Source organism: Methylorubrum pseudosasae (genome assembly GCF_029504475.1).
Taxonomy (GTDB): Bacteria; Pseudomonadota; Alphaproteobacteria; order Rhizobiales; family Beijerinckiaceae; genus Methylobacterium; species Methylobacterium extorquens.
In genome coordinates this window covers 380,363-392,710 of the sequence record NZ_JAQGDU010000002.1, presented here as the reverse complement: position 1 = coordinate 392,710, position 12,348 = coordinate 380,363, and the positions used below count along the sequence as shown (strand labels likewise).

12 protein-coding genes and 1 pseudogene are annotated in these 12,348 nt (G+C 64.2%); 7 read left to right on the top strand and 6 right to left on the bottom strand.

The genetic code is table 11. From position 1 onward, the window contains the following. Positions 1–19 precede the first annotated feature (19 nt). From M2437_RS02650 to M2437_RS02635, 4 genes are all read right to left on the bottom strand, one after another. The gene (locus M2437_RS02650) at positions 20–253 is read right to left on the bottom strand and encodes a hypothetical protein (protein WP_015950075.1); all 234 of its coding nucleotides are present in this window, start codon (positions 251–253) and stop codon (positions 20–22) included. Positions 254–517: 264 nt separating this feature from the next. Then, positions 518–1,600, bottom strand: a complete 1,083-nt coding sequence (locus tag M2437_RS02645; protein ID WP_253389291.1) for an AraC family transcriptional regulator — start codon at positions 1,598–1,600, stop codon at positions 518–520. A gap of 542 nt (positions 1,601–2,142) precedes the next feature. After that, positions 2,143–2,571: a hypothetical protein gene (locus M2437_RS02640; protein WP_253389290.1), complete on the bottom strand. Its 429-nt coding sequence runs from the start codon at positions 2,569–2,571 to the stop codon at positions 2,143–2,145. Between the two features lie 20 nt (positions 2,572–2,591). Next, positions 2,592–3,680 carry an AraC family transcriptional regulator gene (locus tag M2437_RS02635; protein WP_253389686.1) on the bottom strand — a complete coding sequence of 363 codons (1,089 nt, stop codon included), beginning with the start codon at positions 3,678–3,680 and terminating at the stop codon, positions 2,592–2,594. A gap of 149 nt (positions 3,681–3,829) precedes the next feature. Between M2437_RS02635 and M2437_RS02630 the strand changes: the two genes are divergently transcribed. The 3 genes from M2437_RS02630 to M2437_RS02620 all read left to right on the top strand — a co-directional run bounded on the left by M2437_RS02630 (position 3,830) and on the right by M2437_RS02620 (position 5,668). Continuing rightward, positions 3,830–4,168: a hypothetical protein gene (locus tag M2437_RS02630; RefSeq protein ID WP_253389289.1), complete on the top strand. Its 339-nt coding sequence runs from the start codon at positions 3,830–3,832 to the stop codon at positions 4,166–4,168. Between the two features lie 302 nt (positions 4,169–4,470). Next, positions 4,471–4,902: a phospholipase A2 family protein gene (locus M2437_RS02625; protein ID WP_015950079.1), complete on the top strand. Its 432-nt coding sequence runs from the start codon at positions 4,471–4,473 to the stop codon at positions 4,900–4,902. A gap of 226 nt (positions 4,903–5,128) precedes the next feature. Then, the gene (locus M2437_RS02620; RefSeq protein WP_277570199.1) at positions 5,129–5,668 is read left to right on the top strand and encodes a hypothetical protein; all 540 of its coding nucleotides are present in this window, start codon (positions 5,129–5,131) and stop codon (positions 5,666–5,668) included. Between the two features lie 211 nt (positions 5,669–5,879). On the opposite strand, the gene M2437_RS02615 is transcribed toward M2437_RS02620, so the two are convergent. Next, positions 5,880–7,550, bottom strand: coding sequence for a SulP family inorganic anion transporter (locus M2437_RS02615; RefSeq protein ID WP_253389287.1), 1,671 nt, complete (start codon positions 7,548–7,550; stop codon positions 5,880–5,882). Between the two features lie 514 nt (positions 7,551–8,064). Between M2437_RS02615 and M2437_RS02610 the strand changes: the two are divergent. Further along, positions 8,065–8,491: pseudogene (locus M2437_RS02610) on the top strand (hypothetical protein). 179 nt (positions 8,492–8,670) lie between these two features. On the opposite strand, the gene M2437_RS02605 reads toward M2437_RS02610, so the two are convergent. Beyond that, entirely contained in the window at positions 8,671–9,192 is a 522-nt protein-coding gene (locus M2437_RS02605; protein ID WP_085856899.1) for a GNAT family N-acetyltransferase, read from the bottom strand. Between the two features lie 431 nt (positions 9,193–9,623). Here M2437_RS02605 and M2437_RS02600 point away from each other — a divergent pair, with 431 nt between their 5' ends. Genes M2437_RS02600 through M2437_RS02590 form a run of 3 tightly spaced genes read left to right on the top strand, consistent with a single transcriptional unit; the run spans position 9,624 to position 12,321 of the window. Then, positions 9,624–10,598, top strand: coding sequence for a phosphate acetyltransferase (locus M2437_RS02600; protein WP_253389285.1), 975 nt, complete (start codon positions 9,624–9,626; stop codon positions 10,596–10,598). Positions 10,599–10,601: 3 nt separating this feature from the next. Further along, on the top strand, positions 10,602–11,810 hold the full coding sequence (locus M2437_RS02595; protein WP_253389284.1) for an acetate/propionate family kinase: 1,209 nt from the start codon (positions 10,602–10,604) through the stop codon (positions 11,808–11,810). 16 nt (positions 11,811–11,826) lie between these two features. Beyond that, positions 11,827–12,321, top strand: coding sequence for a hypothetical protein (locus M2437_RS02590; protein ID WP_015950086.1), 495 nt, complete (start codon positions 11,827–11,829; stop codon positions 12,319–12,321). The last annotated feature ends 27 nt before the right edge of the window (positions 12,322–12,348 follow it).

Here is a 12,348-nt window from a genome sequence, read left to right as displayed (position 1 = left end):
TAAGAGAAGCCAGCAGGAGTCAGATGCTGAGCTGTGCAACCTCGATCAGGACATCCTCAAGATAGGCCTTGATTCGGCCGATCTCGGTCGCGCTCGGCCCCATGATGCTGAACCCGATCAACTCGCCGCGCGCATGTACCCTGCGGATCAGGGATTCCGCTTTCGTAGCCACCTCGCGCTCGGTCTGCGCGCGGAGGATGCTGCCCGTCTCGGTGGTCGTGATGCGAATTTCGAAGCCAGGCTTTTCAATCATGACTTCACCATGAAACAACCAGCCTGAGGCAAAATCTTGTCCATTAAGATGAAGGAAAGCTCTCCTACATCATTCTATATCATCGGCAGATCGAGGCTTTGGGCGCCATTCTCCCGGCGGATGGTCGGAGGAGAGGGATTTGCCTGATGATTACGCTCAGATCCTGCTCGCTTATCACGCTCGTCGGCATCATGAGCGCACAGGCACAGGCACCGGCACGAACGCACTGCCTTATCCGAGCCTTCTGCCGAGGAGGGGAGGATCTTATTGATGCTCCTCGCGCTTCGTCTCGGAGTGGTTTCCCTGCCTCCATGAACTGGGCGTCATGCCTGCCCAGCGTCGGAAGGCGTGCGTGAAGGCGGCGGGCTCCGAGAAGTCCAGGACGGCCGAGATCTCCGTCATGCTCATTCTGGTATCGGCCAAGAGGCGCTTGGCCACCCGGAATTGCGCCTCATTAGCAAGCTGCTTGAAGCTTGTCCCTTCGGCTCTCAAGCGGCGGCTCAGGGTACGGCGACCGAGCGACAGGCGAAGCGCCGTCTTCATCACGTCGCAACGCTTCCGGATCACCTCGGCGCGCAGGTGCTGACGAAGCCCGTCCTTCAGCGTGGAGGGTCGTGCCGATTCAAGCCGGCGGATACGATCCTCCACTCTGCGGCGCAGGACCGGATCGGCTCCGGCGATGCGCCGCTTGAGGAGGCTGGCCGGGAAGACCAAGGCGGCCGTCTCCTGATCGAACCGGACGGGTGCTCGAAAGAACTGGCTATAAGGCGTCGTGCTGCTCGGAGCAGAACGCGGCAGCAACACTTCCAACGGGGCCCAATCAGACCCGCACAGCGCCCGAAGGATGTTTGTCGCTGTGGCCAGCGCCCGATCCGAATGGTGGACAGCACCCTCGGCTCCCGGCTCATACGGGCAGTAGGTGAGGACGGCCACGTCGTTGTCGATGCCGAGGCCGACCACCGCACCCCGATTCAGCATGCCCAAATACGCTTCGAGAGCCCGCAAGGCATCGCCGATGGTATCCGAGTTGCCCAACAGCAGGCCGAGAAGCCCGAGGGAGGTGATGGTGGTCCTTTGCCCGATGAGGAGCCCCAAATGAGGGCAGCGGGTGCGCTCAACCGCTATGGCAATCAGGCGACCGAGGGAGCTGTACGGGACGAGCTTGCCATGACACTCGAAGAGCCTCGGATCGAGCCCTGCCTCGACCATGAGGGTGTCGGGATCTGCTTCGAGTTCAACCAGGACGGCGTAGATTGCTTGAGCGACCCTGAGGTGCGCCAAGCCGACAGGAAGCAGGTTCTCAGGTGGGCTGGGGTATCCGGTTGCCAAAGCGGCACAAGAGAACATAGCAAGTTCCTCCTATTCGGGGGCCAAGCTGATTCGGATAACTCAGGTTAACTTTGCGAAATTTAGTGCATTCGCGATGGATCTTCTTGATCGAAACGGTCATCGCGTTCGTGAAAACGTGACTGCCCCAGTCGGCAGCCATAACCTGGCCGTTGTACAAACTCAGATTGCGTGTGGATGGTGGGGTGAGCGATCGGCGCTGAGCGGCCGATCGGACGGCGGCTTCTGCCGCAAGTGGATAGTAGCCGGGCAACGAGCGCGGACTGATACTACTATGATGTGCTAGTTACTATTCGGACACGACATAATTTTTACGGAAATTTCTTGAACATCACCATTGATCTGTGTGCCACGCAGCTTCGCATTGAAGCTCGCGCGGCAATTTTTGCATGAGACCGATCGTCGATGGCGTGAAATCGACGATCCGCTGCGCCTCGAGGCTACCAAGCTCAACAGTTTCGCGGATCAGGGGAAGAGATATCTGCGATCTCAATCGCCGGAAGCGGATCAACTCAATAAAACTAGCTTTCCATTGCTGCGTCTCATTTCGAGCAGCGTTGGTAGCCTGTGCCCGCCGGGTCTTGCTCATTGTAATAGCGTTTGAGGGGGCCGTTCGGCTGAGGCATCATGTAAACCCTGACCTCCTGGGCGGCCACGGCGTTCGCGCAGTCGAGAACGAGAAGCTGGCGGTCCCCGGTCGGTCGAACAGACTTGATGCTGCACGTCGCCATGGGGGTCTTCAGGCGCTTTCCCGAGACGATGAAGGCCGGAGCGAAAATGTCGATCGGCTTCTTGAACGCCCCACCTTTGCCCGCGGATGAAAAGACATCCGCACAGTCGCGCCCTTCCAGTACCCAAGCGCCCTGATAGGCAGACAAACCGGGTCCTGCTGCCAACGCGTCCGGCACACTAGCCGAGGCTGCAAGGCTTAGCCCGAGTCCTGCGACACCCATGAGACGTGCCGTTCGCATCACCACCTCCTGCGTAAGCTCTATCGGACCGGCTGCTGTGTCTGTGCGGAGTAGGAATTTTCGTCCTGCTCTCGACCAAGGCACTTCGACTGATGCTCCCGCCGCCATGTACTGGGCGCGAAGCCTGACCAGCGTCGGAACGCATGGCTAAAGGCAGCGGGCTCGGAGAAATCCAAGGCCGCCGAGATCTGCGCCATGCTCATTCTGGTATTGGCTAGGAGCTGCTTGGCGACTGAGAACTGCGCTTCGTTAGCGATTTGCTTGAACGTCGTGCCCTCGGCTTTCAGCCGACGACGCAGGGTACGGGGGGGGACCAGCCGCAGTCGCGCCACGTGCGCGGCCTTACAGCGCTGCCGCATCACCTGGGCTTGGAGGTACTCGCGAAGCTTGTCCTTCAGCGTGGAAGGCTGTTCGGCCTCAAGCTTGCGGATGCGATCCTCAACTCTCCCGCGGGCCGCCGGGTCCGCCCCCTTGATGCGCCGTTCAAGGAGTAGAGTTGGAAACACCAACGCGGCCGTTTCTTGGTCATACCGCACGGGCGCCCGAAAGAAGCTGATGTAGGGCGCTGTGTCGCGTGGCGCGGAGCGCGGCAACAGCACTTCTAATAGAGCCGCATCGGAGCCACCCAACGCCCGAACGACGTTCGTAATTGTGGCGAGTGCCCTCTCTGATTGGAGGGCCGTGCTCTCGGCTTCCGAGCCATAAGGACAGTAGCTGAGAACGGCCACCTCGCTGTCGATATCGAGTCCGACGACTGCGCCCCAGTTTCGCACACCAGCATGCGCTTCAAGAGCCCGCAAAGCGCCGCCGATGGTGTCCGAGTGGCGCATTAGCAGGCCAAGCAGCCCGAGCGAGGCTAATGTCGCGCGCTGTCCAACAAGGAGCCCGAGATGGCGACAACCCGTCCTGTCGGCTCCCAGAGCGATCAGGCGACCGAGCGAGGCGTATGGGACAGGGGTCCTGCCGACGTCGAAGGTCCGAGGATCAAGCCCCGCCTCGGCGAGCAGTTCGTCCAAATTGGCGCCCAGTTCGACGAGAGTGAGGTAGACCGCCTTCGCGACTCCGGGGCGAGTCAAGCCAATGAGAGATGGCCTCTCGTGCGATCCGATGTCTCCAACGACCGCGGGCGGGCGTTGGCGCGCAATTGAACCTGATTTCTCGGACGAAGACGTGATGTGCCCCCCCTGATTCGAGGCCAAGCCTGCGTACTTAGGCTTGTATTATTTAACATTGCAATGATCATTTCATACGAATTGCCTTGGGAGAGCGTTATTTTCATTCCCCTCGGGCACAAACTTCAATCACGCCACCATTGTCGTCGGATCGACGCGCCCGTCGTGAAGGCCACGGCAACCGCCCGGAATACGAGCAGGCTCCACGCCACCCACGTTGTTTCGACGAGGCCACGAAGGGCGACCGCTTCCGGGCCTATGTCACCGACAGCCTGTCACCTGTGTTGAAGCCTGGCGATACGGAGATCCCTAACAATCACGGTGCTCACAAGGTGGTGGGCAAGCGCGATGGCGTCCAAACTGCCGGCGTGCAGTTGCTGCTCAGATTTACGGCCATTTTCCCTGAAGATCATACATCAACTTGAAACCGTTTCGATCACGCAATCATAATTTGGCGGTTTTCCGTCACCCCCTAGATAAACAGCAGCACAAAGCTTGGAACTGACAGAATTAGCCGAGCCAACCAGTGGCTCGCTGCACATGCTCCACGACGCCGGAGAAATCACAGCATCCGTTTGCAAAGACTTCGCTCAATGTCCTCTTGGATCAAGCAACGCGATCGAGGCTGTCATACGACCCGAGCGACGTATTCTGGGGTCTGCCGTTCCTACGGACCGGCATCTCGGCGTGCCCCGGGCCGCACCCTCATGTCGCGAGGTCAAAAGCCATGACCCTTAGGATTTTACCGCCTCTTATACTTGCCGCGTGCCTGGCCTCACCCGCGCTTGCCCAGTCGGCAATTGACCGGGGCCAACCAGCGGCCCTCATTCACGGCAACTATTGCGGGCTCGGCAATAACGCGCCGCGGCCGCCGATCGATGCGCTGGATGCCGCCTGCGCGCGCCACGACGCCTGCACCCCTGCCGGCGGCCTGCCGTCGCCAGCCTGCAATCTGCGGTTCAAGCGCGAGACGGCATTCATTTCGCGCGATCCGCGACAGCCCGACGACCTGCGCGCGTTAGCAGGCTTCATGTCCGCCAGCGCGGCTCTTTTACCCTTCGATCCGGTTGCCCCGGTCGTTGGCACCAGCATGCCGGCATCCGGTCCGTATGGACCGTATTCGCCCGGTCCATATCGGCCCGCCTACTACGCCTATTAGAGCCGTATCCGCCCCGATCGTATCCAGTCGGCGTCTCCAAACTGCTGTTGAGAGGCGCCGTTTTTAGACGAGCCGGTTCCCTTCTCGTCGGAATGCGCTCTTGCGTCGTCGCGGAGCCCGCCGGCTGCCAACAAGGATCGGGCTGGCGCCTGCGGATGATCGCGATCCTAAAATCAAGCAATCCGAGGATCGTCGAAACACCCAATACCGCTCAGTGGGTGTGAGCATGGAGGATGCGATGCAGAAATTTGCTTTGGTGTCGCTGGCAGCACTCGGAATGGGTGCGCTGATTGCCGCGGATACCGCTGAGGCCCGTGGTGGCTTTGGCGGCGGTGGCTTCCGAGGCGGCGGCTTCGGCGGTGGCGGTTTCCGCGGCGGCGGCGGCTTTGGCGGCGGATTCCGGGGCGGTGGCTTCAGCGGTGGCGGTTTTCGCGGTGGCGGTGCCGTCGCTGGCGGCTGGCGCGGCGGCGTTGGCGGCTATCGCGGCGTGGCCGGTGGCTACCGCGGCGGTTTCTACGGCGGGCGCGGCTTCTACGGGGGGCGTGGCTACGGCTACCGCGGGTACGGCTATCGGGGCTACGGATACGGCGTCGGTGCGGGTCTCGCTGGTCTTGCGGTCGGCACGGCCGTCGGAGCTGCGGCCAGTAACTATTACGGCGGCTACGGCTACGGCTACGACAATGCCGGCTATGGTGGCTACGCTCCCGCCGCCTATGGCTCAAGCTATCCCGCTTACGGATACGGGGGCTGTACCTGCGGCTACTAATTCCACCGCATGAACGCCGGGCCACTCGGCGGCGGCGGCCATGCGGCGCGCCATGCCGGTGGCGGCTGCCGTGGCCTTCACGAGGTGCCCGCGCCGATCCGACGACAACGGCGACGCCCTCGCCCCTCCCGTCGGCCGTCGGCCGTCGACTGGGAATCAGATCACGCTACGCGAGACAATCCCAGCTGACTCAGCGAGGTCGCTGACATTTCTAGTCAGGCGTTGAGGACGCCAGGAGCGCCTTGTAGCGCTCGATGGCGGTTCGCGCGTTGAACAACAGGCGGTCCGGTCCGAGTTCCTGATCCAAACCGGCGCGCCGCACCATGTTCAGGACGTCAGGGTTGAGGCCTACGAGCCAAAACGTCATGCTGGTCCGCCGTGCCCCATCCCGCAGCATCTGCAGCGCCGAATACTCGATGTCGGGCACACGGCTGAGGTCGAGGGCGACGATACGCGGCTTGTGCTCGGCAATGAGCGCCCGGATCCGGTCTGCCACGTTCTGCGCGTTGGCAAAGTACAGGCGCCCCTCCGGGCGCAGGATCAGGAGGCCGACGAACGTCTCGTCATCGGGATGCTCCGGCGAAAGGGGGCGCAGCACATCTGCGCCGTGCTTGCGGGCGATGACAGAGATGCGGGGATGGGCCGTTTGGAGGCCCAGGCCGACCAGCGAGAGGACGATGGCGACGGTGATACCCTGAAGCGTCCCGAAGACGAGCACCCCGATCCCCGCCACGATTGCCCAGTGGAACTCCATCCGCCGCACTTTGAAGATGTCCCGGAACTCCGCTGGCTGGATGAGGCTGGCCGAGTAAACGATCACGACCGCCGCGAGGGTTGCCTGCGGCAGGAGGCCCAGGACCGGCGACAGAAGCAGCATCGTCGCGAGGGCAAGCGCGGCCGTCACGAATGAGGCCGCCTGCGTCCGGCCTCCGGCGGCCCGCACGACCCCGGTCTGCGATGCCCCGCCGCCGGCCGGCATCGCCCCGAGCAAGGCTCCCCCCAAATTCGCCGCGCCCGTGGCGACCAGTTCACGATTGGCATCGATGGGCGGATCTCCCGAAGCCACGAAGGCCCGGCCCGCGGCGATGCTCTCCGTGAAGCTCATCAGGGCGATGCCCATGGCGCCCGGCAGGAGCGCCTGGACAAGCGTCAGGTCGGGCATGCTCACGGAGGGGAGGCCCCGCGGGATCTCCCCGACCGTCGCGACTCCCCATGCGTTGAGGCCGAGCAGCCAAGAGGCCGCAATGGCGGCAGCGACCGTGACCAGCGGAACCGGCGAATGGGGCCTGAGGCGCTCAGCGCCGACGAGGACGGCCAGCGTCACCCCTGCGACAGCCAGGGTCGGCAGCGACGTCTCGGGGAGGTGGCGAACGAGACTCGCGAGATCGATGAAGAACGATTGCTTCGCGGGATGGAGCCCCAGGAGCTTGGGAGCTTGATCCAGCAGGATCACGCAGGCGATTCCGGCCTTGAACCCGGTCAGGACCGGCACGGAGATGAAGCTGGCGATGAAGCCAAGCTTCACCAGCCGGGCTCCGAGCAGCAGCGCGCCGACAAGGGCCGTCAGCGTCGCTGTGGTGGCAACCAGCCGCGCCGGATCGCCATCCGGCACCGCGCTGCCGATTTCGGCGGCTGTCAGGATGGCCAGCGTCGTCGTCGAACTCACGCTGAGGACGCGGGACGAGCCCAACAGGCCATAGATGAGCGTGGGAACGAAGGCGGTGTAGAGGCCGACCGCGACCGGCAGCCCGGCCACCGTAGCAAAAGCCATCGCCTTGGGGAGGACGACGGCCGCGGCGGTGAGCCCTGCCACAATGTCGGAGCGGAGTTTCGTCGGCGCGTCGGTCGTGGAGGTCCGCGTCGTCGATCCGAGGCCCGTCATCTGCGCTCCTCCGCGTCCGGTTCGGTCACTGGGGCCAAACCGGGGGGTGCTCCGTCGTCTCCTACGGGAGCCGCCGAGTTGCGCGGCCTCAGCCAGTTCTCTGCGGCCGAGGTCGGCAGCGTGGATGCGAACAGCCGGGCAGTCCGTTCGCCGCCGACGATGATCTCAATGCACGCCTTCGTCTAGGTGGAATAGGGTTCGCCGAACTATCTGGAGAGATGACGTCGGTCGATGAACCGAAAGCAGGAAGCCGCTCATGGGGACGACAGGGCCGGGAAGAGACCAGCGCGCAGCCAGAATGATCTCGCCGCAGCGATACACGAAGCCAGTGATCGGCGACCGCGTCGGCGAGCAGGTTTCACCGGCTGTCCTCCGGGATCAAGCAACGCTGCAGACTCGGTAGTACGAACCGGTCGACCAGGGTTTGGGACCCGAGCAGGTTACGGGTCCGGTCACGCCGGCGGGGACTGATGCGCCTCACCTCCATGTTGTCCTCCTGCGAGGAAACAACGTCATGAAAACTCTCCTGATTGCGTCTGCGGCTTTCGCGGCCCTGATCCTGACCAGCGTCACGGCAGATGCGCGCGGATTCCGTGGCGGCGGAGGCGGAGGCTTCCGGGGTGGCGGCATCCATGGCGGCGGCTTTCACGGTGGCCGGGCGGGCGGATTTCCGCGGTGGGGCCGGTGGCTATCGCCGGGGCGTGGCCGGCTATCGCGGCGGTTATGGTCGCGTCGGCCGCTACGGTCACAGAGGGGTCGGCCGCTACGGCTACGGCTATGGCCGCTACGGTTACGGCCGGTATGGGTACCGTCCCGGATACGGGCTCGCCGCGGCCGGGGTCGGAGCTGCAGCGGCCGCCGGTTATTACGGCTCGAACTACGGCGGGTGCGGGCGATACGCCTTCTACGACCAGTATTCGGGCACTTGCCGCCCCTACTGACCGACAAGCCCAGGAGATTGCGTCCGGATTCGGCGTCTCTGGCCCGTGTTTCGACGCGCATTTTTGACAAATCGGTTTGCACTTTGTCGGAATGCGCTCTCGGTCACGGGCCCGCAGCCGCGTGCCCGTAATGACGGTCATCCGTGCCAAATCTCATGGGCTCGCGAGTTGAGGCGTGCTCAGGTTAGCCGAAGTACCAAGTGGACCGCGTCCGCCTCGCGTCGGCTGCTCAGCGGTAGTCCGGTTCGCTCGAACAGCTTCAGCATCGGAGCGTTGTCGGGCAAAACCTCCGCCGTCAGTTCCGTGAGCCCTGCCGCCCGGGCGATGTCCACGAGGTGCCGCACCAGCGCGGCACCGATGCCGCGCCGCTGATATTCGTCGATCACGGTGAACGCCACCTCGGCCTGACCCGGCCGCGTCGCGACATAGCGAGCGCCGCCGACGATCGCCTGCTCGCCATCCTCGTCCGCGGTCGCGACCAAGGCCACCTGCTCCCTGAAGTCGACGTTGAGGAAGAACGCAATCTCCTTGTCGGTGAAGTGGCGCTTCGCAGCGAAGAAGCGGCGATAGAGCGATTGGGCGCTTGTGTGGTCGATGGCTGCCAGCATCCGCTCCCGGTCATCCGGCCGAAGCGCGCGGATCTCCAAGGCGCGCCCATCGCAAAGACGCTCGACGGCCGAGTAGCATGACAGGTCTCCCATGACATCGCTCCTTTCGGGATTGCCGCCGTCGGCTGTCACGCCGCCATCTTCGATGGAAAGTTGACGCTCGTCATCTGAGTTGCAAGCGGCTGTCCCGGCAATAGTGCACAAATGTTCTTCAGCCAGAATGAAGACCATCCCATAAGACAGGGTGCGCCGTTGTTGCGGAGGTGACCCAGAACACGCCGCGGCGCATATCGTTGTGCATGATCAAACGCCGGAAGATGGTCCGAGGAGAATTCGGATCGCCTACGCGGCCAGCGCCGTCGGCCGCCGATCCGTCCCGTCCGATCAAGCCGCCTGATCCCAAGAGCGTATGAGTTGGCGGTCCTCGTCTCCGCGGCGCAGGCGACGAGGCACCTGTGCGAGGGCCACGCCCGTCGCACAGGACCGCTCCGGATCCTTTCCTTGAACTGTCAGAGGAGGCCAGGGTGTCGATTGCGACCATCGAACAGGCAGCGGTCGAAACCCGCGGACACGAGAAATACGACCGTCTGATCGTGGCTGCCCAGGCGCTGCCGAGGCTTCAGGTCGCCGTCGTCCATCCCTGCGACGCGGCCACATTGGGGGCGGCGCTCGAAGCTTCCGCGCTCGGAATCGTCGAACCGATTCTGGTAGGCCCACTGGGAAAGATCGCCGCCGCCGCGGTTGCACTCGATGCGGATATCGGCGCGTTCCGGCTCGTCGACGCCGGTCACAGCCACGAGGCCGCTCAGAAGGCCGTTGCTCTCGTGCGCGCCGGCGAGGCCGAGTCCCTCATGAAGGGGAGCCTCCACACCGACGAGTTGATGGCTGCGGTGGTGCGCCGGGACGGCGGCCTAAGGACGGCTCGCCGCGTCAGCCACTGCTTCGTCATGGACGTGCCGGGCCATGCGACGCCCCTGATCATTACGGACGCCGCGGTCAACATCGCGCCCTCGCTGGAGGAAAAGCGCGACATCACGCAGAACGCCATCGACCTCGCACAAGCCCTTGGCGTCGAGTCGGTGCGGGTCGCCATCCTGTCGGCGACGGAGAGCATCAACGCGAAGATGCCCTCGACCCTCGATGCCGCGGCCCTCTGCAAGATGGCCGACCGGGGTCAGATCACCGGCGGCATCCTAGACGGCCCTCTTGCCCTCGATAATGCCATCGACCCCGAAGCGGCACGGATCAAGAAGATCCACTCACCGGTGGCCGGCCAAGCCAACGTTCTCGTGGTCCCCGATTTGGAAGCCGGCAACATGCTGGCCAAGAGCTTGACCTTCCTGGCCCGTGCGGACGCGGCCGGGATCGTGCTTGGGGCTCGGGTCCCGATCATCCTGACGAGCCGGGCCGACTCTCGGCTCACGCGTCTCGCCTCCTGTGCGGTCGCCTCACTGTTCGCCGCCGCCCAGCGCGCCTGCCGGCCCCTTCCGGAGGTCTAGGCGATGACCTCGGTCCTGCTTGTACTGAACGCAGGCTCTTCGAGCCTCAAATTCCAAGTGTTCGCGTTCGGCGGGACCGCGGATCCACGCCGCATCTTCAAGGGTGTGTTCGAGGAACTCAGCGGTTCGCCCCACCTGCTGATCCGGGACAGCGCCGGGACGGTTGTCGCCGACCAAGCCTTCCACCGTGAAAGCCTGTCCGGCCACGAGGAGGCGCTCCTGCACGTGGCGGCTTGGTTGCGTGAGCATTGCAGCGGCTTCCGGCTCGCCGCCGCCGGGCACAGGGTCGTCCATGGCGGAAGGGCCTATAGCAGGCCGGTGCGGGTGGACGAGGAGGTGCTGGAGGCGCTGGAGCGCCTAGTACCGCTCGCTCCGCTTCATCAGCCACACAACTTGGCGCCGATCCGGATCCTCCGGCGGCGTTTCCCGGACCTCCCCCAGATTGCCTGCTTCGACACCGCGTTCCACCGCAACCAGCCGGAAATCGCACAGCTTTTTGCCCTACCGCACGCGATGACCGAGGCGGGGGTGCGCCGCTACGGCTTCCACGGCCTGTCCTACGCCCACATCGCCTCGGTCTTGGCGCAGTACGACTCCGCCCTTGCCACCGGCCGCGTCGTCGTCGCTCATCTCGGCAATGGCGCCAGCCTGTGTGCCCTGGAGCGCGGGCGGAGCATCGCGACCACGATGGGCTTCTCCGCACTCGACGGACTGCCCATGGGAACGCGCTGCGGTAGCCTGGATGCCGGGGTCGTCTTCTACATGATGCGGGAGATGAAGCTCTCCCCGGAGGAGGCAGAGCGGATGCTCTACACGCAATCGGGCCTGCTCGGGGTCTCCGGCCTGTCGCACGACATGCGCAGGCTCCGTTCCCTCGCGGCGACCGATCCCGATGCGCAGCGGGCCATCGATCTCTTCGTCTACCGGATCGAGCGGGAACTCGGCTCATTGGTGGCGGCACTCGGCGGCCTGGACGCCCTCATCTTCACCGGCGGCATCGGTGAGAACGACGTCGCCACACGGGCCGAAGTTCTGCGGGGAGCCGCCTGGGCCGGTTTCGAACTCGACGCGGCGGCCAATGCTTCCGGCGGCCCGCAGGTGACCCGAGGGCCCGGTCCCGCTGCCTGGGTCATTCCGGCGGACGAGGAGATGACGATCGCGCGCGGAACGTGCGAAGCGCTGGCCCAGGTCCAGCGCGAACCGGCCTCATGAACAACAGGAGTTCGCCATGGAAGCGCTGAAGACGAATCCACAGACCGAACACGAGCTTGGCGACGAGAGCTTCATGTCCGCCGCCGAACTCGGCGCTTATACGGCCAAACTGAAGGCCGCGAAGGCCCTGCAGACCGAGGATCGAGCCGAAGAGGCGCGGGCCGAGCTCATCAAGGCTCTGTCCGAGACCATCGAGGTCACGCCAAAGAAGGTGCACGAGATCATGACGTCGCTCATATACAAGCTCCGGATCGCGGCCGAGCAGGGCAAGAACGAACTTCTCGTGATGCGTTTCCCGAACGTGATGTGCAGTGACGGGGGACGGGCCATCAACAATTTCGAGAGCGGTTGGCCCGAGACCCTGACCGGACGCCCGCGTCAAGCTTTCGAGTTCTGGCGGGACCGCCTGCAGCCGGCCGGCTACGGTCTGAAGGCCGTGATCGTCAACTTTCCCGACGGCATGCCGGGTGACGTGGGCTTCTTACTCACCTGGGAGACACGCAGCGCATAGGTTCCACCGCCCTTCAGGATGGCAGCC

What these genes read in the sequence shown, in the direction of transcription:
- M2437_RS02650 (WP_015950075.1), bottom strand. Translation starts at nt 253, where the DNA reads ATGATTGAAAAGCCTGGCTTCGAAATTCGCATCACGACCACCGAGACG.
- M2437_RS02645 (WP_253389291.1), bottom strand. Translation starts at nt 1,600, where the DNA reads ATGTTCTCTTGTGCCGCTTTGGCAACCGGATACCCCAGCCCACCTGAG.
- M2437_RS02640 (WP_253389290.1), bottom strand. Translation starts at nt 2,571, where the DNA reads ATGCGAACGGCACGTCTCATGGGTGTCGCAGGACTCGGGCTAAGCCTT.
- M2437_RS02625 (WP_015950079.1), top strand. Translation starts at nt 4,471, where the DNA reads ATGACCCTTAGGATTTTACCGCCTCTTATACTTGCCGCGTGCCTGGCC.
- M2437_RS02620 (WP_277570199.1), top strand. Translation starts at nt 5,129, where the DNA reads ATGGAGGATGCGATGCAGAAATTTGCTTTGGTGTCGCTGGCAGCACTC.
- M2437_RS02615 (WP_253389287.1), bottom strand. Translation starts at nt 7,550, where the DNA reads ATGACGGGCCTCGGATCGACGACGCGGACCTCCACGACCGACGCGCCG.
- M2437_RS02605 (WP_085856899.1), bottom strand. Translation starts at nt 9,192, where the DNA reads ATGGGAGACCTGTCATGCTACTCGGCCGTCGAGCGTCTTTGCGATGGG.
- M2437_RS02595 (WP_253389284.1), top strand. Translation starts at nt 10,602, where the DNA reads ATGACCTCGGTCCTGCTTGTACTGAACGCAGGCTCTTCGAGCCTCAAA.
- M2437_RS02590 (WP_015950086.1), top strand. Translation starts at nt 11,827, where the DNA reads ATGGAAGCGCTGAAGACGAATCCACAGACCGAACACGAGCTTGGCGAC.